Source organism: Bradyrhizobium centrosematis (genome assembly GCF_045571495.1).
GTDB lineage: Bacteria > Pseudomonadota > Alphaproteobacteria > Rhizobiales > Xanthobacteraceae > Bradyrhizobium > Bradyrhizobium centrosematis.
The window spans coordinates 6980528-6999783 of sequence record NZ_CP120703.1; the positions used below are offsets into that span (position 1 = coordinate 6980528).

16 protein-coding genes are annotated in these 19256 nt (G+C 65.2%); 10 read left to right on the top strand and 6 right to left on the bottom strand.

Features of this window, described 5'->3' with window-relative positions; translation table 11 throughout:
- Nucleotides 1-80: 80 nt before the first annotated feature.
- From P6U31_RS32915 to P6U31_RS32930, 4 genes are all read left to right on the top strand, one after another.
- A complete protein-coding gene (locus P6U31_RS32915; RefSeq protein WP_407185772.1) occupies nucleotides 81-1526 on the top strand; it encodes a TAXI family TRAP transporter solute-binding subunit in 1446 nt (481 codons plus the stop codon).
- Between the two features lie 180 nt (nucleotides 1527-1706).
- On the top strand, nucleotides 1707-1925 hold the full coding sequence (locus tag P6U31_RS32920; RefSeq protein WP_128928062.1) for a hypothetical protein: 219 nt from the start codon (nucleotides 1707-1709) through the stop codon (nucleotides 1923-1925).
- Nucleotides 1926-2094: 169 nt separating this feature from the next.
- Nucleotides 2095-3201 (top strand): cyclic nucleotide-gated ion channel, encoded by a 1107-nt coding sequence (locus P6U31_RS32925; RefSeq protein ID WP_407190023.1) that lies wholly within the window; start codon nucleotides 2095-2097, stop codon nucleotides 3199-3201.
- 13 nt (nucleotides 3202-3214) lie between these two features.
- A complete protein-coding gene (locus P6U31_RS32930; protein ID WP_407185773.1) occupies nucleotides 3215-4000 on the top strand; it encodes an enoyl-CoA hydratase/isomerase family protein in 786 nt (261 codons plus the stop codon).
- 79 nt (nucleotides 4001-4079) lie between these two features.
- On the opposite strand, the gene P6U31_RS32935 is transcribed toward P6U31_RS32930, so the two are convergent.
- Nucleotides 4080-4724 (bottom strand): glutathione S-transferase family protein, encoded by a 645-nt coding sequence (locus P6U31_RS32935; RefSeq protein WP_407185774.1) that lies wholly within the window; start codon nucleotides 4722-4724, stop codon nucleotides 4080-4082.
- An 85-nt stretch (nucleotides 4725-4809) separates the two neighbouring features.
- Here P6U31_RS32935 and P6U31_RS32940 point away from each other — a divergent pair, with 85 nt between their 5' ends.
- Both P6U31_RS32940 and P6U31_RS32945 read left to right on the top strand, forming a co-directional pair.
- Nucleotides 4810-5781, top strand: coding sequence for a helix-turn-helix transcriptional regulator (locus P6U31_RS32940; RefSeq protein ID WP_407185775.1), 972 nt, complete (start codon nucleotides 4810-4812; stop codon nucleotides 5779-5781).
- 147 nt (nucleotides 5782-5928) lie between these two features.
- Nucleotides 5929-6171: a hypothetical protein gene (locus tag P6U31_RS32945; RefSeq protein ID WP_407185776.1), complete on the top strand. Its 243-nt coding sequence runs from the start codon at nucleotides 5929-5931 to the stop codon at nucleotides 6169-6171.
- Nucleotides 6172-6227: 56 nt separating this feature from the next.
- Here P6U31_RS32945 and P6U31_RS32950 read toward each other — a convergent pair whose 3' ends face one another.
- The 4 genes from P6U31_RS32950 to P6U31_RS32965 all read right to left on the bottom strand — a co-directional run bounded on the left by P6U31_RS32950 (nucleotide 6228) and on the right by P6U31_RS32965 (nucleotide 10694).
- On the bottom strand, nucleotides 6228-7460 hold the full coding sequence (locus P6U31_RS32950; RefSeq protein WP_407185777.1) for an EAL domain-containing protein: 1233 nt from the start codon (nucleotides 7458-7460) through the stop codon (nucleotides 6228-6230).
- Between the two features lie 260 nt (nucleotides 7461-7720).
- The gene (locus P6U31_RS32955; protein ID WP_407185778.1) at nucleotides 7721-8689 is read right to left on the bottom strand and encodes a fatty acid desaturase; all 969 of its coding nucleotides are present in this window, start codon (nucleotides 8687-8689) and stop codon (nucleotides 7721-7723) included.
- Nucleotides 8690-8729: 40 nt separating this feature from the next.
- Nucleotides 8730-9746 carry an alpha/beta fold hydrolase gene (locus tag P6U31_RS32960; RefSeq protein ID WP_407185779.1) on the bottom strand — a complete coding sequence of 339 codons (1017 nt, stop codon included), beginning with the start codon at nucleotides 9744-9746 and terminating at the stop codon, nucleotides 8730-8732.
- 144 nt (nucleotides 9747-9890) lie between these two features.
- Entirely contained in the window at nucleotides 9891-10694 is an 804-nt protein-coding gene (locus tag P6U31_RS32965) for an MBL fold metallo-hydrolase (protein WP_407185780.1), read from the bottom strand.
- Nucleotides 10695-10868: 174 nt separating this feature from the next.
- Here P6U31_RS32965 and P6U31_RS32970 point away from each other — a divergent pair, with 174 nt between their 5' ends.
- On the top strand, nucleotides 10869-12071 hold the full coding sequence (locus tag P6U31_RS32970) for an MFS transporter (RefSeq protein ID WP_407185781.1): 1203 nt from the start codon (nucleotides 10869-10871) through the stop codon (nucleotides 12069-12071).
- A 77-nt stretch (nucleotides 12072-12148) separates the two neighbouring features.
- Here the strand turns inward: P6U31_RS32970 and P6U31_RS32975 are convergent, their stop codons facing one another.
- A complete protein-coding gene (locus P6U31_RS32975; protein WP_407185782.1) occupies nucleotides 12149-13762 on the bottom strand; it encodes an acyl-CoA synthetase in 1614 nt (537 codons plus the stop codon).
- A gap of 208 nt (nucleotides 13763-13970) precedes the next feature.
- On the opposite strand from P6U31_RS32975, the gene P6U31_RS32980 reads away from it, so the two are divergent.
- From P6U31_RS32980 to rbbA, 3 genes are all read left to right on the top strand, one after another.
- Nucleotides 13971-15176, top strand: a complete 1206-nt coding sequence (locus P6U31_RS32980) for an ABC transporter substrate-binding protein (protein WP_407185783.1) — start codon at nucleotides 13971-13973, stop codon at nucleotides 15174-15176.
- Nucleotides 15177-15419: 243 nt separating this feature from the next.
- A complete protein-coding gene (locus P6U31_RS32985; RefSeq protein WP_407185784.1) occupies nucleotides 15420-16487 on the top strand; it encodes an HlyD family secretion protein in 1068 nt (355 codons plus the stop codon).
- Nucleotides 16484-19255 carry a ribosome-associated ATPase/putative transporter RbbA gene (rbbA, locus tag P6U31_RS32990; protein WP_407185785.1) on the top strand — a complete coding sequence of 924 codons (2772 nt, stop codon included), beginning with the start codon at nucleotides 16484-16486 and terminating at the stop codon, nucleotides 19253-19255. The genes P6U31_RS32985 and rbbA overlap by 4 nt, the downstream gene beginning before the upstream one ends.
- Nucleotide 19256 lies beyond the last annotated feature (1 nt).

Consider the following 19256-nt stretch of genomic DNA (forward strand, 5'->3'; position numbering starts at 1 on the left):
TTCAGACGTTTACGAATTGCAGGACGCTCGCCGCGATCTCGCCTGCGAGCCCCGCCACCGAATAAGGCCAGAGTGCTGCCATGAGTACTGAAGGCCCCACCTCGCCATTGATCGAGCCGCCGCCCCGGCGCCCCAAGGTGATCAAGACCAATCAGCAGCAGGTCGTCCTCTACGTCGTGCTGACCCTGCTGTTGTCGCTCGCCACGGTCTGGGGTGGCCGCACCCTGCTGCACAATTCGGAAACGCTGACTTTTGCCGTCGGAGCCCCCAACAGCGACGAGGCCCTGTTCGCGGCCAAGCTCGCCAGCGTGCTGAAGGCCAACGCCTCGCGCTTCCGGATCAAGATCGTCAACAACGTCGACAACGCCAGGGCGCTCGCACAGTTCGACCGTAAGCAGGCTGACCTTGCCGTCCTGCGCACCGACGCCAAGGTGCCGCTGCGGGCCCGCGCGCTCGCGATTCTCGAACACGATCTCGTGCTGCTGCTCGGTCCCGGCAACAAGAAGATCAAGTCGATCGCCGAGCTGAAGAAGAAAAAGGTCGCCGTTCTCGCCGACAGTGAGTCCTCCGTCGCCTTCGTCCGCAGCATCCTCGACATCCCCAATGGTCCGGACGCCGCGAAGATCCAGTTGGCGCCGCAGGGCGCAACGCTGGACAAGCTGTTTGCGCCATCGAACGGCTTTGGCGCGGTGATCGCCATCGTCCATGCCTCCAGGGCGGTGCGGGACAGGGCCTATGAGCAGCTCGCCAGGCGCGGCGGCTTTACCCTCAACGCGATCGACGAGGCCAAGGCGCTGGCGCGTAGACTTCCCGGCATTTCCAGCGAGACGCTGACGGCAGGCACGCTGTCGACCTCGCCGCAAATTCCCGACGACGACCTCGACACGATCGGGCTCGAATGGCTGCTGGTCGCACAATCCAGGATGTCTCCGACCACGGCAGGCGAGCTCGCACGCACCGTTTACGAGAACAAATCCGCGCTCGGGCTCGACAACGGCTTTGCCACCAGGATCGAGCCGGCCTCCGTCGAAAAGGACGCCTTCGTCATGGCGCATCAGGGGGCGGCCGACTACATCAACGACGACACCAAGTCGTTCATGGATAAGTACAGCGACTTGATGTATCTGGGCGCCGCCGCGCTCAGCGTCATCGGCTCGATCTTCGCCGCGATCTACGCCAAGGTCACGCGCATTGCGCCGGAGAAGGCCAGCGAGCTCTCGACCGCCATTCTCGACATCGGCGAGCGGATCGAGCATGCCCACTCCCTGGATCAGCTCGAATGCCTCCAGGACGAGCTGGAGGGCATCTTGCGCGGCGCCGTCATCGGCCTCAGAGACGGTACCATCAGTACCGACGGGCTCGACACCTTCAAGCTCGGCTACGAATTCGTCCGCGACGAGATCGGCATGCGCCGCGACTATCTCAAACGTCATGCGAGCGAGGCCGACAAGGCGGCGCGCGACGCCGGCCCTGCCCAGCACGACGACAGCAATGTCGTGGTGGTGAAGACCGCCCAGAGCGCCTGAGAGGCCTGACCGGTCGGGCCATCATCGATCTCTTGTTCCGGACAAGCCGCAATGGCGAAGGCGTTGAGGTGCTGCGCCCGGGCACGAGAGTGAGGCCGCTCCTGCCAAATCGTTAGCCGGCCGTCTGGAACCGCCGTGATCTGCAACCGTTGGTTCGCGGTTACAACCGGAGACTGCAGCATGCGAGCATTGCTCATCATTCTCCTTCTGGGGATGTTGGCGGCGGCCGGCTACTTCGCCTATTCCGCAATGGCGGTCGAGGGCGAGCCGATTCCGACGGAAGGCTACGTGGCACTGGCCCTCGGCGCAGGTTTTTCCGTCCTGGTCGGTGTCGGGCTGATGGTTCTGCTATTCTTCAGCAGCCGCCGCGGTTACGACGAGCCGCCACATTTCAAGTAGATCACCCGCAACGACGGCGGCAGGGACCGGCGGGCCCGGCGCAGCGGCGCCGATCACGCGGCCTGCCCGCGTCGTTGACGGCCCTCGCCCGGGCGGGCACTTTGGCGCCGGCGCCCAGCCGGTGCCCGAAGAGTTGTCCAACAGTGCCCAGACCGAGCCGCCTTCCCGCATGTTCAAGCCGCTGATTTCCGCTCTGGCCCAGTTCGCGGCCGCCACGGCCGGCCGCAACATGACCAAGGCGGCGTATGTCGCGGTCGGTATCGGCGTGCTCGGCATGGTGTTGCTGTCGGACAAGCGGGCCGATGAGCTGCACAGCTGGATCAGCGCGCTGCTCTGGGCGTGCCTTGGCTATTTCGTGTTCGAATGGCTGGTCCGGCTGCGCCACATGGGACAACAGGGGCGGCTCTCGCTCTATGTGTCCTCCTCCGCCGGCATTGTCGACGCGATCGGCGCGCTGGCCGTGCCGGTCGCGCTTCTCCTCGGCATCGAGCCCGGGACGGCCTGGCTGCTCAGCGTGCTCTGGGTGCTGAAGGTGGTCCCGGGCATTCCGGGCCTGCGGCAGCTTCGCCGCGTCCTGGTGCTGGAATCGGGGCCGCTGGTCAGCGTGCTCGTGATCTTCCTGATGGTGGTCTTCCTCGCCTCCGTCGCCGAATATTTCCTGGAGCGGGACGTGCAGCCGCAGACGTTCGGCAGCGTCCCCGCCGCCATGTGGTGGGCCGTCGTCACACTGACGACGACGGGTTATGGCGACGTCGTACCGGTCACGCCGCTCGGGCGCCTGGTGGCGGCCGCGGTGATGATCTCCGGCCTCGGCGTGTTCGGCCTCTGGACTGGTATCCTGGCGACTGGATTCGCTGCCGAGACGCGGCGCGACAATTTCCTCAAAACCTGGGAATCCGTCAGCAAGGTGCCGTTCTTCGCGGCGCTTGGACCGGCTGCGATCGCCGACGTCACTCACATGTTGCGGACCATGGAGCTACCGGCGCGCACCATGATCATCCGCAAGGGGACGCCGGGCGATTGCATGTATTTCATCGCCGCCGGCGAGGTCGAGGTCGAGCTGCCCGGCAAGAAGGTTCAGCTTGGCGAAGGGGCCTTCTTCGGCGAGATGGCCCTGCTCGGCAACAACAAGCGCGGCGCCAACGTCTCGACCACGAAAGTGTCGCGGCTTCTGGTGCTCGACCTCGTCGATTTCCGCGTGCTGATGGCACGGCACCCGGATCTCGCCGAGACCATCGACGCGGAAGCAAGGCGCCGCGCGCTGGAAAACAATTAACAAGGAGACAAGAATGTCGGACACAGCCGACGCGGCATCCAGCCCCGTGCTCGAAATCGACGGCGCGCGCGCCACCATCCGCCTCAACCGGCCCAAGCATCTCAACCGGCTCCAGGCGGAGGATCTCGACGAGCTGGTCAGGCTGTTCGATCTGGTGGAGACCGATCCAGCCATCCGCGTGCTGGTGCTGACCGGCACCGGGCGCGCCTTCTCGGCCGGCTATGACCTCAACTCGGTTGCCGAGCGTGCCGTCAGCGCAACCGAGCAGCAAAGCGCGGGCTCTGCCTTCGAAGTGGTCGTCAACCGGCTGGAAGATCTCGGCCTGCCGACGATCTGCCGGCTCAACGGAGGCGTCTATGGCGGCTCGACCGATCTCGCGCTCGCCTGCGATTTCCGCATCGGCGTCGACAGCGCCGAGATGTTCATGCCGGCGGCGCGGCTCGGGCTGCATTACTACCCAAGCGGCATCAAGCGCTATGTCACCCGGCTCGGCGTCGACAACGCGAAAAGACTGTTCCTGACCGCACAAAAGATCAGCGCGCCGGAGATGCTGCGAATCGGCTATCTCACCGCCATGGTGCCGGAAGAGACGCTCGACGAGGAGGTCGACAAGCTCGTGGGCATTCTCGCCGGCAACGCGCCGCAGGCCATGCGCGGCATGAAGCGCGCGATCAACGAATTCGCCCGCGGCGAGCTCGACGATAAGGCTGCCGACCAGCGCCACCGCGACAGCATGCGCGGCACCGAGATCAAGGAAGGCATCAAGGCATTTGCGGAGAAGCGTGCGCCAAGGTTTTGAATCGCCCCCGCCGTCGTCCGGGCAAGCGCACCCCAAGCGCGCGCCGATCCGGAACGACAGCGGAGATTGAGGCGCGCGCTCAGGCCCCAGCCGACTTGGCATGCTGCGCGGCCATCTCCTCATCCGCCGCAGTGATCCGCTGGAACGCCGGGCGCGAGGTCATGCGCTCGGCATAGCGGACGAAGACGTCCTTCTTCGGCACGATGCCGAACATCATGGTCCAGCTGAGCGCCACGCCCCATAGCACATCGGCAGCCGTCATCCGCTCGCCGAGCAGATATGGCCCCTTCGACAACTGCGCCTCGAGCGCGCCGAGCATGGTGCCGTAATCGGCATAGGGCGATTGCGTGATCGGCGCCGGCTCGCGCTGCATGAACTTGTCGATCAGCGCCGGCTCGAACGAGGCGCCGTAATAGGCGATCCAGCGCAAGTACGGACCGCGCAGCGGATCGGTCAGCGCGGGCGTCAGACCTGCCTGCGGGAAGAGATCGGCGAGGTAGATGGTGATCGCGACCTGCTCGGTGACGAGCGCCTCGCCGTAGCGGATCACAGGGACCTTGCCGAGCGGATTGATGGCGAGATAGGCGGGCTGGCGCTGCTCGCCCGCCTTCATGTTGAGGACGTGGAGATCGTAGGGCGCCCCCAGCTCCTCCAGCAGCACCCGCGTGCCGGTGGCGCGGCTCTGCGGCGAGTAATACAGCGTGATGCGGTTCGGGTCGGTCATGGCAGGTCTCCTGAAGGGGCCGGTTGGCCGGGTATCTCTACCCGGCCATACCTGACATCCTGTGTCAGGTATGGTTTAAGGGCGCATGCGCGCGAGCCGGATGCTGTCGATCCTCACCACCCTCCAGGCCAGGGGGCAGGTCACCGCGCCCGAGCTCGCTGAGGCCTGCGAGGTCTCGGTGCGCACGATCTATCGCGACGTCGATGCGCTCGCGGCCTCCGGCGTTCCTGTCTATGCCGACCGGGGCGCCGACGGCGGCTATCGGCTGCTCGACGGCTATCGCGTGCGGCTGAACGGATTATCGGAGACCGAGGCCGGCGCGCTGTTCCTCGCGGGGCTCCCGGGTCCCGCCGCGGCGCTCGGGCTCGACGCGGCGATGATCGCCGCGCAGAACAAGCTGTTGGCGGCGCTGCCAGCCCATCTGCGCCAGGATGCGAGCCGGATGCAGGAGCGATTCCACCTGGATGCGCCGGGCTGGTTCGGCGAGGCGGAAGAGCCGAAGCATCTGCGCGCAATCGCCGGCGCGGTGCTGCGCGGCACGCTGATCAGGATCCGCTACCAGAGCTGGCGCGCCGAGAAGCAGCGCCGCCTCGCCCCGCTCGGCCTCGTGCTGAAGGGCGGCAGCTGGTATCTCGCAGGGCAGGTCGACGGCAGCGTGCGCACCTATCGCGTCGCGCGCGTGCTCGACTGCACGGCGCTCGACGACCGCTTCGATCGGCCTGCCGATTTCGATCTGGCCGCCTATTGGCAGGCCGCGACACTTCGCCTCGAAGCGGAGATGCATCCGAATGTCGCAGTCGTCCGGCTGTCGCCGTTCGGTGTCAAGCTGCTCGACGCGCTGAGCCAGCCCTACGTCAAGGCGCGCACGCGATTGGAAGAGACCGCCGATGCCGATGGCTGGCGCATTGCGCGCGTGCCGGTCGGCAAGACATCCTGGCACGCTGCGGCCGAATTGTTGCGGCTCGGCCCCGAGGCCGAAGTGTTGGAGCCGGTCGATCTGCGCGACAGGATGGCCGAGATGACGCAAGCAATGGCTGCGCGCTATCGGGTGGCGTGAAAAGCCTGGCCGCGGCACAATTTGCCGCAGTCCACGAAACAATCCTGAAACACGATTCTCTCCCTTGCGTGTGAACGCGATCGCATCTCGTCTCGACCGAAATGCAGGGACGCAACAATGGCCTTAGTGCCAAAATGGAGAATGAAGATGTTTCGTAAGCTTGCTCTTGGTCTGATCGCCGCCGGCTCGCTCGGCGTTGCCGCTCTCGCCCCCACCGCCGCTTCGGCTCACGGTTTCCATCATTGGGGTCATGGCTGGGGCCCGGGTTGGGGCTATGGCGGGATCTACGTCAACACCGGCGTCAGCAATTGCTACCAGGAGCGCCTGGTCCAGACCCGTCACGGCCTGCGCGTGCGCGTCGTGAACGTCTGCGCCTACGGGATGTACTGAGCCCGTCTGCATCGACTGGCGCAACCCCGGCCGCTCAGCGACCGGGGTTCGTCGCCTCAGCTTGCGAGAGCCGTCGGCGGCATGGAAGCGGCCTGCTCGTCCGCAAGAGAGTTGCGCTCGGTGATCCATCGTTCGGCGCGCGAGCGACGCAGCGATGGAGCAAACAGGAAGCCCTGGGCGACGTCGCAACCAATCCGGCGGATGATGTCGAGTGCTTGCGGGCTTTCGACGCCCTCGGCGACTACCTTCATGTTGAACGCCTTCGCAAGCGCCACGGAGGCATCGACGATCTTCATCATGTCGTCGTCGGATTCGCAGCCCTTGACGAAGGACTGGTCGATCTTCAATTCGCTGAACGGAAGCCGCGCCAGGGCCGCCAGTGACGAATAGCCGGTGCCGAAATCGTCGATCGCCGTGCTAATCTTCTTGATCCGCAGCCGCACCAGGATGTCGTTGGCGCGATCGATGTCGGCCATCGCCGAGGTTTCGGTGATCTCCACGGTCAGCGATGTCGGCGAGATGCCTTCACCGCGCAGGATCTCCTCGATCCGGTCGGGCAGGGTCAGATCCGACATCAACGAGGCCGAGATGTTGACCGCGATGGTGAAGCCGGGATTGCGCTCGATCAGCTTGCGGCCCTGCGACATCGCCGATGACAGGATGCAATCGGTCACCTCGCGCATCAGGCCGGCCTGCTCCACGACCGGAATGAAGATCACGGGTGAGACGATGCCGAGTTCGGCGCTGCGCCAGCGTGCGAGCGCCTCGGCGCCGACGACCCGTCCGGTCTCGAGCGCGATCTTCGGCTGAAATTCCACGAAGAATTCGCGGTTGACGAGGCCGCGCATGATTCGCTCCGGCGTGATCCGCAGCTGCCGGGGGGCCGACGTCGCCGCCAGCGGCGCGCGCTGCGGCAATTCGAGCGCGCTGCGCAAGCGGTTCAGATCGAGCGGCTTTGTCAGGCATCCGCTGATCGGCAGCTTCAAGCCGTTCGCGACCCGCCGGGTGGCCTTCATGATGCGATCATCGCAGCCGCTGATGATCACGATCGACATCGCGCGCAGGCCCCGTTCAGCGACGAAGCGCAGCAGCTCCACCCCGTCGCGCTCGCCGAGCGACAGGTCGAGCGCCATGATCTCGAAGGCCTCGCGCGCCAGAAGCTCGGTTGCAGCCTCATAGGAGGGAGCGACGACCGTTTCATAGCCGAGCTTCGCCCCGATCTTGGCGATCAGAAGTCGTTGCACCAGATCGTCGTCGACCACCAGAAGCCGGCCTCGCGTCGCATTCATCACCAATCTCTCCAGACCTCTGTGGCGTTGATGGCTGCAACGCTAGAGCAGCGGCCTCGCTTGGTTATGAAGACAAGACGAATAAAACTTTCCTGATCTGGAAGAATTCATTAGGCACGTTTTCGCAGGAGCCCAAGCGATTGATTTTGAAGGCATTCCAGCAATGCGCAGCGGGACGGCAGCGGAGATGGTCGGCGCCATCCGCAAGTGCGATGAACACGTCGTAAAGCTTGCTATCGGAAGTTGGCAAAGGGAGCCCGTCACGGGCGCGCGTCCGCCTGTCCGGCTTGCCGCCGCTCTCGGCGAAACCAGGCCCAGGTCTCGCGCGTCGTCCTGATATAGCCGCGGCCGCGATAGACGATCTCGCCGTCGACGATCTCGTTCAGCTTCGGCAGCGCGTGAAAGGGAATCGAGGGATAGGCGTGGTGCTCGACGTGGTAGGGCATATTCCATGCGATCCATTTGACGATCGCTGCGGTGTAGGTGGTCCGGGTGTTTTGGAACGCACTGCGGGTGCGCTCGCAGCCGGTGTGCTCGGCATAGAGGTAAGGTCGCAGGAAGAATTGCCCAATGACGAGCGGGACGATCCAGATCCACAGCAGCAGCGCTGACGAGAACCACAGGGACAGCGCGAGCAGCAGGGCATAGAGCACGGCATAGACTCGCGCCTCTCGCACGATGACGGCGCGCTTGCTCTCGGGAATCCAGGGCACGGTGACCTTGCCGCTGACCGCATGGCCAAGCATCAGCCGGAGCCGGCCGGCGACCTGGAGCAGGCCGCTATAAGCGAGCGCGAGCTGTGTGTCGGATGTCGGCTTCACCCCGACGACCAGCTCGGGATCCCTGGCCGGATCCTGGGTGTAGCGGTGATGATCCCAGTGAAACAGGCAGTAATATTCGTAGGGCAATCCGATGATGAAGGCCGAGAGATGGCCCACGGCGAGATTGAGGCCGCGGCTTCTAAACGCGGTCTTGTGCGCGGTCTCGTGCACCGCCATGAACAGGAAGGCGACGACGTAGCCCTGCAGCGCCATCAGCGGCAGTGCCCAGAGCACGCCCCATGTCGACGAGACCTTCCAGATCAGCGCGCCGCCCAGCGCGATCATGCCATAATGGCCAAGGCTCTGCGCCGCGCCCCTGAGGTTGGAGCGCACCGACAATTCCCGCAGCATGGTCGGGCTCAGCGGCTTCAGGCGATGGCCGGGCTCGGAAACGGTCGCGTCAGTCATGTTCGATGCCTGTGTTACTTGGCGAGGTCACTTGGCGACGTCACTTGGCGAGGAGTGCCGCGATCTCGGCCTTGATGAAGGCCTGGTCGGGCCGATTGCCGATGGGGTTGCCGGCGCGATGGCCGTGTAGCGATGGGATCGGATGCAGCACGGCCGATCTCGCGTTCACCAGCCCGCCGAGCTCGTCCTCGTTGTCGCGGACGTCGAAATAGCGATCGGTCGCGCCCGGCATCAGCAGCATGTGCGCCTTGATCGCCGCCAGCGCGCGATCGAGATCGCCTGCGAAGGTCGTGCAGCGGCTGATATCACCGTTCTGCCAGATGCCGATCTGCGCCAGGAGATCATTGGCGTCGCGCCGCGCGAAGGTCGCGTCCCAGGTGCGGACCAGATAATCCTCCAGCGAGGTGAAGCCGGCCTCGCGCCAGAGCTCGTCGCGATAGAAGCCGTGCGACATCGCCCAGCCGGCATAGACGCGCCCCATGGCGCGATAACCGGCGACGGGTTTCTCGGCGAAGCGGCCGTCGCGGAAGGCGGGATCGGCCGTGAGCGCGGCCTTTACGCCTTCGAGGAAGACGTAGTTGTAGGGGGCGCAACGCGCGCTGCCGCAGACGACCGCAGCGCGCTCGACCATGTCAGGATGCAGCGCCGCCCAGTGATAGGCCTGCATGCCGCCCATCGACCAGCCATAGACCAGGGCCAGCTTCGAAATACCGAAGCGCTCGGTGAGGAGCCGGTGCTGGACCGCGATCGCATCGTGATAGGTCACTTCGGGGAACGGCGGCGCGGTATTCGACGGCGAGGACGACAGGCCATTGCCGAACAGGTTCGGGATGATGATGAAGTAACGCGTGGGATCGAGCACGCCGTCGGGCCCGATCAGCCATTCGGTGTCGAAATGCTGCGCGCTGAACGAGGTCGGATAGAGGATGACGTTGTCCCTCGCGGGACTTAGCGTGCCATAGGTCTTGTAGGCGAGCTTCATCGCGGGAAAGACCGTCCCGGACTGCAGCGTGACGTCGCCGGCCTCGAAAATCTCGTAGTCGCGCTGCGCCGTCATGCGTCCAACTCCCGCTCACGCGGCCGCCAAATGCCGTGGCTGCACGATGCATCGATCGTGCCGGACCCGCGGCTGCGCCGTTGCAGCAGATCTATAACTGTACTTATAGTACAATTATTCGAAGCCGGCAAGATAAATCCGGCTTCAGGCAATCGCCGCCAGATAGCGCGTGACCGAGGCCGCGAAGGCGGCCTTGGCGCCGCTGGCGATATTGCGCCCCCACCACGCGCCATAGATGCGATCGAAGGCGAGCGGCTCGACGGCTGCCGCGATCCGCCGCACCGCTGCGGCGTTGAGCGGCATGTAGTTGGGGTAGGAGTACATGAAGCTGACGAAGCGGCGGTCCATCGTCACCTGTGCGATGTCGCCGGCGAGCAGCGCGCCCCTGCCCTCCGCACTCCGCGCCGAGTGCAGCATGGTGGCACCGGCGAAATGACCGCCGGTGCGCAGCAGCAGCAAATCGTCGGAGATGCGGTGGCTTTCGCCGGTCCAGTGCACGATCGAGGAATGCGGCCGCGTGACGAAAGCGCGATCGTCGGCATGCAGATAGACCGGCACACCGCCGAAGGTGTCGCTCCAGTCGGCGACCGCACCGTAATAATGCGGATGCGAGACCGCGATCGCCTTCAGTCCGCCGAGCGCCGCGACATATTCGATAGCGTCATCGGTTGCCAGCGGAACGCAATCCCACATCACGCAGCCATCGCCTTGCGGCACCAGCAGCGCGCGCTGGCCGATGGCGAAGCTCGGCTCCAGGCCGATGCCGGTGAGGCCGAGATCGTCGCGCCTCACCAATCGGTGCGCGCGCGCAAGCTCCTCGCGCGTGAGAAAGGTCTGCCCTTTCCAGTTCACGAACTGCCGCTCGTCCTCACAGATCACGCAGGAGGCGGGCGGATTTCCACCGTTCGGGAATTGCGCGCCGCAGGTTTCGCAGGTCCAGAGAGGCATGGCTCGGGCTCCGTGGGAAGATCGCAGGATGACATCGCGGACGAGCCCTCGGCAAGGTCGACGAGCCGCAGGGTGTGACTGGAACCAATGCCACGAGCGCCCGTTACGTTCAGATCAACGCCGGAGCGATTGGCCCAAGGGATCACGACACACGAAGAGCATGTTCGAGTTTCGATGACATCGCGGTCCCCCTCCCCGTCCCGCCTCTGGCCCCTGTTCGCGCTCAACTTCTTCATGGCCGACATGCAGTCGGGCATCGGTCCGTTCGTCGGCGTCTTCCTCCAGGAGCGCGGCTGGGCGACCGGACTGATCGGCACGACGATGACGATCGGCAATGTCGCGGGCATGCTGATCACGACGCCGATCGGCGGCTTCATCGATTCCAGCCGCAACAAGCGGCTATGGGTCGTTATTCCCGGCATCTGCGTCGTTCTCGCCTCCGCGATCATCCTGATCTCGCAAAATTTCTGGGCGGTGACGTTCTCGCAAGTCGCGCAATCGCTGGCGAGCGCCGCCATCGTGCCGGCGGTCACCGGCATCACGCTCGGCATCGCCAAGCAGAAGGGCTTCAACGCGCTCAACGGGCGAAACCAGGCGTTCAACCACGCCGGCAACATGGTCGGCGCGGCGTTGTCGGGCTATCTCGGCTACAAGTACGGCTACTTCGCTGTCTTCGTTCTGGCGGCCGTGTTCGGCGCCATCGCGATCGCCTGCGTGATGATGATCCCCGCCAAGGCGATCGACGATCGCGCCGCGCGCGGCAGCAAGGAAGACGACTCCAAGGCACCGCCGGATGCGATGACGATGCTGCTCAAGCACCGGGCGCTGCTGGTGCTGGCGTTGGCACTCGCGGTATTTCATCTCGGCAATGCCGCGATCGTGCCGCTCTACGGACTCGCTGCGGTCGCCGAGGGACAGGCCAACGGCCCGAGCTTCGTTGCGACCACCGTCGTGATCGCGCAGGGCGTGATGATCGTGACGTCGCTGATCGCAATGAAGGCCGCGAGCAAGCGCAATTATTGGCCGATCATCCTGGTGTCCTTCATGTTCCTGCCCATCCGCGGCGTGCTCGCCTTTTTCGTCACGGGATGGTGGGGCGTGGTGCCGATGCAGGTGCTCGACGGCATCGGCACCGGGCTGCAGACGGTCGCCGTTCCCGGCATGGTCGCACGCGCGCTCAACGGCACCGGCCGCATCAATCTCGGCCAGGGCGCCGTGATCACGGTCCAGGGCGTCGGCGCCAGCTTCAGCCCCGCGATCGGCGGCTGGATCGCGCAATGGATCGGCTACGGGCCGACCTTCCTGCTGCTCGGCGGCTTCGGCCTCGCCTCGATGGGACTGTGGCTGGCATTCGGGGCTGCGGTGAAGAAATACTAAGTCGCAGCGCCGTACGGCGGCCGCGGCGCAACGTGTCGCGCGCGACCTGCCAGGGCTCTCATGGGAAGCGCTCCGTCTCAGGTGCCAAAGCTCTTCTGCACCGCCTTGTCCAGCGTCTCGCCGCCGACGAAGCGCTGGCGCAGCTCGCGCTTGAGCAGCTTACCGCTCGGATTCTTCGGCAAGGCATCCACGAAGATGACGCGCTTAGGCACCTTGAAATGCGCCATCTGGCCGGCGCAGTGCTTGATGACGGCTTCCTCGTCCAGCTTTTCGCCGGTCTTGACCACGACGATGGCGGTCACCGCCTCGATCCAGCGTGGATCGGGCAGGCCGACTACGGCGACCTCGGAGACCTCAGGGATGCGATAGACCATTTCCTCGACCTCGCGGCTGGCGACATTCTCGCCGCCGGTCTTGATCATGTCCTTGACGCGGTCGACCACGGTGATGTGCCCCTCGTCGTCGACCGTGGCGAGATCGCCGGAGTGAAACCAGCCGCCCGCAAACGCCGCCGCGGTCTTGACGGGATCGTTGTAATAGCCGGAGAGCAGATGTGGCGAGCGATGTACGATCTCGCCGACTTCGCCGACCTTGACGTCCTCCATCGCGGTATTGACCACGCGCGTCTCGACATTGAGCACGGGCTTGCCCGCAGAGCCCGCCTTGCGCAGCTGGTCCTCCGGACGCAGCACGGTCGCGAGCGGCGCGATCTCGGTCTGGCCGTAGAAATTCCAGAACTTGACGTTGGGCAGGCGGCGCTGAAGCTCGAGCAACACCTCGACCGGCATGATCGAGGCGCCGTAATAGCCCTTCTGCAGCGTCGACAGATCGGTCTTGTCGAAATTCGCCGAGCGCAGCATCGCGATCCAGATCGTCGGCGGTGCGAAGAAGGACGTGATCTTATGCGCCTGGATCAGCGCCAGAATGTTGTCGGCAGCCGGCTTGCCGGTGATGACGCCGGAGGCGCCGAGATAGATCTGCGGCCCCAGAAAGACGTCGAGCTGGGCGCAGTGATAGAGCGGCAGGGCGTGCAGAAACTTGTCCTCCACGTTCATGCCGCCATCGATGATGCAGCTGACATACTGCCACATCACGGCTTCATGGGTCAGCATCGCGCCCTTGGGTAGCGATTCGGTGCCCGAGGTGTAGACGATCTGCGCGAGATCGCGGCTGTCGACCGACGCCTCCAGGAACGAGCCGTCGGCATCAAGCAGATCGTCGAAAGTGGTGAGGCCCGCGGGCGGGGTGGCTGGATCCTCCCCCGGCAGCCAGACCATCTTCTCGACCGTACAATCCTTGGCGCTTGCGGCCTTCGCCGGCTCGACGAAATCAGGACCGGTCGCGAGCAGTTTGGCGCCGGAGCTCTTGAGGATGAAACTGATCTCGTCCGGGTTCAGCATGAAATTGATCGGCACCAGCACCGCGCCGATCCGCGCCACCGCAAAACGCAACGCCGCAAAAGCATGCGAGTTGCGCGAGAGCACCGCGAGGCGATCGCCCTTCTTGACGCCGAGACCGAGCAGACCGCGGCCGAGCCGGTTGCAGATCGCATCCATCTCGGCGAAGGTCCAGCTCACGCTGCCACAGCTCACCGCGAGCTTGTTCGGCTCGCGGCCCGCCGACCGGCGCAGGAGATCGCCGATGGAATGCTCGCGGGCTTTGGCGATGGTGGCTGCGGTGTCTCCGGTCATTTCCGTCCCCCGAATTGGCGATCTTCCGGTTATCCGCGGAGCATTGGCCAGGCCGTTGCACTTGCGGGCTTCCGATGTTTGCGCAAAACGTAGTCGGGGCGATCGGCCGCGTCAATTCGGCTCGCATGCGCGACGTCGTTACGCAAGAATTGCCGATGCGCCGGGGCAATCTAACCGGCGCATCAATTAGAGAATTAGAGGAAATGCCATGTGCCGGATTATTATGCGTGCTGCCTTCGCGGCAGGGCTCGCATCGCTCGCGCTCAACCCATCCCTCGCCCAGCAGGCGCCGCTCAAGATCGGAGTGCTCTCCGACTTCTCCTCCGTCTATTCCGACATTGGCGGCATGGGGAATGTCGAGGCCACCAAAATGGCGATCGAGGATTTCGGCGGCCAGATGTTCGGCAAGCCGATCGAGATGGTCTCGGCTGACGTGCTCAACAAGCCCGACGTCGCCTCCACCATCGCGCGCAAATGGTGGGAGACCGAAGGTGTCGACATGATCATCGATCTGCCGACCTCGGCAACCGCGCTTGCGGTGATGGAGCTGTCGAAGCAGTACGAGAAGGTGATGATCGTGACGGACGCGGCGAGCTCCGATATCACCGGCAAATCCTGCTCGCCCTATACGGCGCACTGGACCTACGACACCTATGCCAACGCGCACACGGTGGGCAGCGCCATCGTCAAGAACGGCGGCGACACCTGGTTTTTCCTCACCGCCGACTACGTGTTCGGCCATTCGGTCGAGCGCGATACCGGCGATGTCGTCAAGGCCGCGGGCGGCAAGGTGCTGGGCAGTGTCAAGCATCCGCTCAATACGGCGGATTTCTCCTCGTTCCTGCTCCAGGCCCAGGCTTCCAAGGCCAAGATCATCGGCCTCGCCAATGGCGGCGGTGACACCATCAACGCGATCAAGCAGGCCGGCGAGTTCGGCATCGTCGCCGGCGGCCAGAACCTGGCCGCGATCGTGATGTTCATCTCCGACGTGCACAGCTTAGGGCTGAAGCTCGCGCAAGGCCTGATCATTACCGAAGCCTATTATTGGGATCTCAACGACAAGACCCGAGGCTTCGGCAAGCGCTTCATGGAGCGCGTCAAGCGGATGCCGACGATGAACCAGGCGGCAACCTACAGCGCGACGCTGCATTATCTCAAGGCGGTGCAGGCCGCCGGCACCCGCGACACCAAGACGGTGATGGCGAAGATGCGCGAGCTGCCGGTGCGCGACGCCTTCACCGACAACGGCGTGCTGCGCGAGGACGGCCGCATGGTGCACAGCATGTTCCTGTTCCAGGTGAAGAAGCCGGAGGAATCGAAGGGGCCGTGGGATTACTACAAGCTGCTCGCCGAGGTGCCGGCCGACCAGGCGTTCCGCCCACTCAAGGACGGCGGCTGCCCGCTGGTGAAGTGAGACGGCCCTGACCGCGCCGACAGCAATCGGTTCCGCAAACCTCGCTCGTCCGCCTGGCCAATCAGGGCGGACGAGCGGCGACGACACATAGCCCAAAATAGCGGCAGGAACGCTTCGCGCCGTCGTCTGATCTGCATCAAGTTGCGGTGCAAAATTCGCTGCAATGTTGAGACCGCCCCTTCCGCGCGATCAGCGGCGGGGCGCGTTTCAACAGTGGGCGCCGCCGCATGGCGCGATGAACAGATGAACTTTACACCCGGTCGGATCGTCGCCGCGATCGCCGTCCTGCTCGCGGGCGGCGGCTATTACTATTGGCAGCACCGCGATTCCAACGCGCTGCCGGCAGGCTTCGCCCGCGGCAACGGCCGCATCGAGGCGGTCGAGATCGACATCGCGACCAAGACGCCGGGACGGATTCGCGAGATCCTGGTTGGCGAAGGCGATTTCGTCCGCGCCGGCCAGATTCTGGCCCGCATGGACACCGAACAATTACAGGCCCAGCGCCGCCAGGCCGACGCGCAGCTTCAGCGCGCAACGATCAATGTCGAGACTGCCAAGAGCCTGGTGAACCAGCGCGAAGCCGAACGCAGGGCTGCCGAGGCCGTGGTCGACCAGCGCATGGCCCAGCTCGACACCACGAGTCGCAAGCTCGATCGGTCCGAGCAGCTGATCAAGACCAGCGCGGTGTCGCAGCAGGTGCTGGACGACGACCGCTCGGCCAACGCCACGGCAAAGGCGGCGCTCGCCGCGGCCCAGGCCCAGGTCGCGGCATCGGAAGCGGCGATCAGTTCCTCCCGCGCCATGGTGATCGACGCCGGCGCCGCGGTCGACGCCGCAAAAGCCGCGATCGAAAGCATCAATGCCGACCTCAATGACAGCGTGCTGAAGGCGCCGCGCGACGGCCGCGTGCAGTATCGCGTGTCGCAGCCTGGCGAGGTGCTCGCCGCCGGCGGCCGCGTTCTCAACATGGTCGACCTCGGTGACGTCTACATGACGTTCTTCCTGCCGACAGCGGCGGCCGGCCGCGTCGCGATCGGCGCAGAGGTCCGGCTCGTGCTGGACGCGATTCCGCAATATGTGATCCCCGCCAAGGCCACTTTCGTCGCCGATGTCGCGCAGTTCACGCCCAAGACGGTCGAGACCGAGGAGGAACGCCAGAAGCTGATGTTCCGCGTCAAGGCGCATATCGCGCCCGATCTGCTGCGCCAGCACATCGAGCAAGTGAAGACCGGCCTGCCCGGCATGGCCTATGTGCAGCTCGATCCGGCCGCGCAATGGCCCGACACGCTCAAGATCAAGCTGACGAGATGAGCACGACGCCCGCAGCCGAGCTACCTGCCGCGCGCGGCAGCGTGGTGCGCCTCGAGGACGTAGGCCTGAGCTACGGCAAGACCCGCGCATTGGATGCCATCACGCTCGACCTGCCATCCGGCTGCATGGTCGGACTGATCGGCCCCGATGGCGTCGGCAAATCGAGCCTGCTCTCGCTGATCGCCGGAGCCCGTGCGATCCAGCAGGGACGGGTCCACGTGCTCGGCGGCGACATGGCGAGTTCGCACCACCGCCGCAACGTATGTCCTGACATCGCCTACATGCCGCAGGGGCTCGGCAAGAATCTCTATCCGACGCTGTCGGTGTTCGAGAATATCGACTTCTTCGGCCGCCTGTTCGGACACGACAGGGCCGAACGCAACAGGCGGATCGCCGGCCTGCTGCGCGACACCGGACTAACGCCCTTCGCCGACCGGCCGGCGGCAAATCTCTCCGGCGGCATGAAGCAGAAGGTCGGCCTGTGCTGCGCCCTGATTCACGATCCCGAGCTCCTGATCCTGGACGAGCCGACCACCGGCGTCGATCCGCTGTCGCGCCGCCAGTTCTGGGAATTGATCAGCTCGATCCGCGACAGTCGGCCGGGCATGAGCGTGATCGTCTCGACCGCCTACATGGAAGAGGCCGCGCAGTTCGACTTCCTGATCGCGATGAATGCCGGCCGCGTGCTGGCGACCGGAACGCCCGCCGAACTCAAGCGGCAGACCGGAGCCGAGACGCTCGACGAGGCCTTCATCCGCCTCTTGCCCGATGCGGATCGTAGCAACCATGCCGACGTCGTCATCCCCCCGCGCGCCGAGGACCATGACGAGATCGCGATCGAGGCCGACCACCTGACCCGGCGGTTCAACGGATTCGTGGCCGTCGACGACGTCAGCTTCCGCATCAGGAAGGGCGAGATCTTCGGCTTCCTCGGCTCGAACGGCTGCGGCAAGACAACGACCATGAAGATGCTCACCGGCCTCCTGCCGGTGAGCGAGGGCACTGCACGGCTGTTCGGCCACACCATCGATGCCGGCGACATGTCGGTGCGGCGGCGCATCGGCTACATGTCGCAGGGCTTCTCGCTCTATTCGGAGCTCACGGTCGTGCAAAATCTCAACTTGCATGCGCGGCTGTTCGAGCTGCCGGCGGAGACCATCGCCCCGCGCATCGACGAGATGATCGCCCGGTTCGAGCTTGCCGACGTCGCCGACGCCCTGCCCGATGCGCTGCCGCTCGGGCTGCGGCAGCGATTGTCGCTGGCGGTCGCCATGATCCATGCGCCCGACATCCTCATCCTCGACGAACCGACCTCCGGCGTCGATCCGATCGCGCGCGACCACTTCTGGCAGATCCTCGCCGGGCTCTCCCGCAAGGACAACGTCACCATCTTCGTCTCCACGCATTTCATGAACGAGGCCGAGCGCTGCGACCGGGTCTCGCTGATGCATGCCGGCAAGGTGCTGACCTCGGACACGCCCGCTTCGATCGTGGCTGCGCGCGGCACCACGACGCTGGAGCAAGCCTTCATCGCCTGCCTGGAAGAGGCGATCGCGGGCACTGCGGATGCCGCCGGCCAGCCGGCGGCCGCAACGGCCGTGCCGGCCGAGCCGACGGCGGCGCCGCGCAAGCGCGGCATGGCGTTCAACCCGACCCGCATGCTGGCCTATTCGCGGCGCGAAGCGCTCGAGCTGCGGCGCGATCCGATCCGCGCCACGCTCGCGATCCTCGGCAGCGTGCTGCTGCTGTTCGTGCTCGGCTACGGCATCAGCATGGACGTCGAGAACCTGACCTTCGCCGTGCTCGACCGCGACGACAGCGCGATCAGCCGCGACTACAGCCTTCAGATCGCAGGCTCGCGCTATTTCACCGAGAAATCCCCGATCATCGATTATGCCGATCTCGACCGCCGCATGCGCGCCGGCGAGATCGGCCTCGCCATCGAGCTGCCGCCGGGCTTCGGCCGCGACGTCAGCCGCGGCCGCCATGTCGAGGTCGGCGCCTGGGTCGACGGCGCCAATCCGACGCGGGTCGAGACGCTGCGCTCCTACGCCCAGGCGATCCACGCCTCCTGGCTCGCGCAAAAGGGCCGCGAGCTCTATGGCGAGGCGGCGATCGCCGGCGCCTTCCAGCTCCAGCTGCGCTATCGCTACAATCCCGATGTCATCAGCGTCGTCGCCATGGCACCCGGCATCATCCCGCTGCTGCTGGTCATGATTCCGGCCGTGCTCGCCGCGCTCGCCGTCGTGCGCGAGAAGGAGCTCGGCTCGATCGTCAATTTCTACGTGACGCCGGTGACGCGGCTGGAATTCCTGCTCGGCACGCAACTGCCCTATATCGTGCTCGCCTTCGGCAACTTCCTCCTCCTCGTCGGCTTTGCCCTCGTCGTGTTCCGCGTTCCCTTCACCGGGAGCTTTCCGACCTACGCCCTTGCAGCACTGCTCTACGTCACGGCGACGACCGGCATGGGACTGGTGATCTCGGCTTTCATGAACAGCCAGATCGCGGCCTTGTTCGGCACCGTCCTGGTCACGCTGATTCCGGCCATTCAGTATTCCGGCCTGATCGAGCCGGTTTCATCGCTCCAGGGATTGGGTGCCCTGATCGGGCGGATCTACCCCACTACCTATTTCGTCACGATCTCGCGCGGCACCTTCTCCAAGGGGCTGGCGTTCGACACCCTCCACAACGATCTCCTGGCGCTTGCCATCATGGTCCCGGTCCTGGTGATTGCAGGTGCGATGCTGCTGAAGAAACAGGCCCGCTGAC

What these genes read in the sequence shown, in the direction of transcription:
- P6U31_RS32935 (WP_407185774.1), bottom strand. Translation starts at nt 4,724, where the DNA reads ATGACCGACCCGAACCGCATCACGCTGTATTACTCGCCGCAGAGCCGC.
- P6U31_RS32925 (WP_407190023.1), top strand. Translation starts at nt 2,095, where the DNA reads ATGTTCAAGCCGCTGATTTCCGCTCTGGCCCAGTTCGCGGCCGCCACG.
- P6U31_RS32945 (WP_407185776.1), top strand. Translation starts at nt 5,929, where the DNA reads ATGTTTCGTAAGCTTGCTCTTGGTCTGATCGCCGCCGGCTCGCTCGGC.
- P6U31_RS32955 (WP_407185778.1), bottom strand. Translation starts at nt 8,689, where the DNA reads ATGACTGACGCGACCGTTTCCGAGCCCGGCCATCGCCTGAAGCCGCTG.
- P6U31_RS32970 (WP_407185781.1), top strand. Translation starts at nt 10,869, where the DNA reads ATGACATCGCGGTCCCCCTCCCCGTCCCGCCTCTGGCCCCTGTTCGCG.
- P6U31_RS32975 (WP_407185782.1), bottom strand. Translation starts at nt 13,762, where the DNA reads ATGACCGGAGACACCGCAGCCACCATCGCCAAAGCCCGCGAGCATTCC.
- P6U31_RS32940 (WP_407185775.1), top strand. Translation starts at nt 4,810, where the DNA reads ATGCGCGCGAGCCGGATGCTGTCGATCCTCACCACCCTCCAGGCCAGG.
- P6U31_RS32985 (WP_407185784.1), top strand. Translation starts at nt 15,420, where the DNA reads ATGAACTTTACACCCGGTCGGATCGTCGCCGCGATCGCCGTCCTGCTC.
- P6U31_RS32965 (WP_407185780.1), bottom strand. Translation starts at nt 10,694, where the DNA reads ATGCCTCTCTGGACCTGCGAAACCTGCGGCGCGCAATTCCCGAACGGT.
- P6U31_RS32960 (WP_407185779.1), bottom strand. Translation starts at nt 9,746, where the DNA reads ATGACGGCGCAGCGCGACTACGAGATTTTCGAGGCCGGCGACGTCACG.
- P6U31_RS32915 (WP_407185772.1), top strand. Translation starts at nt 81, where the DNA reads ATGAGTACTGAAGGCCCCACCTCGCCATTGATCGAGCCGCCGCCCCGG.
- P6U31_RS32950 (WP_407185777.1), bottom strand. Translation starts at nt 7,460, where the DNA reads ATGAATGCGACGCGAGGCCGGCTTCTGGTGGTCGACGACGATCTGGTG.
- rbbA (WP_407185785.1), top strand. Translation starts at nt 16,484, where the DNA reads ATGAGCACGACGCCCGCAGCCGAGCTACCTGCCGCGCGCGGCAGCGTG.
- P6U31_RS32920 (WP_128928062.1), top strand. Translation starts at nt 1,707, where the DNA reads ATGCGAGCATTGCTCATCATTCTCCTTCTGGGGATGTTGGCGGCGGCC.
- P6U31_RS32980 (WP_407185783.1), top strand. Translation starts at nt 13,971, where the DNA reads ATGTGCCGGATTATTATGCGTGCTGCCTTCGCGGCAGGGCTCGCATCG.
- P6U31_RS32930 (WP_407185773.1), top strand. Translation starts at nt 3,215, where the DNA reads ATGTCGGACACAGCCGACGCGGCATCCAGCCCCGTGCTCGAAATCGAC.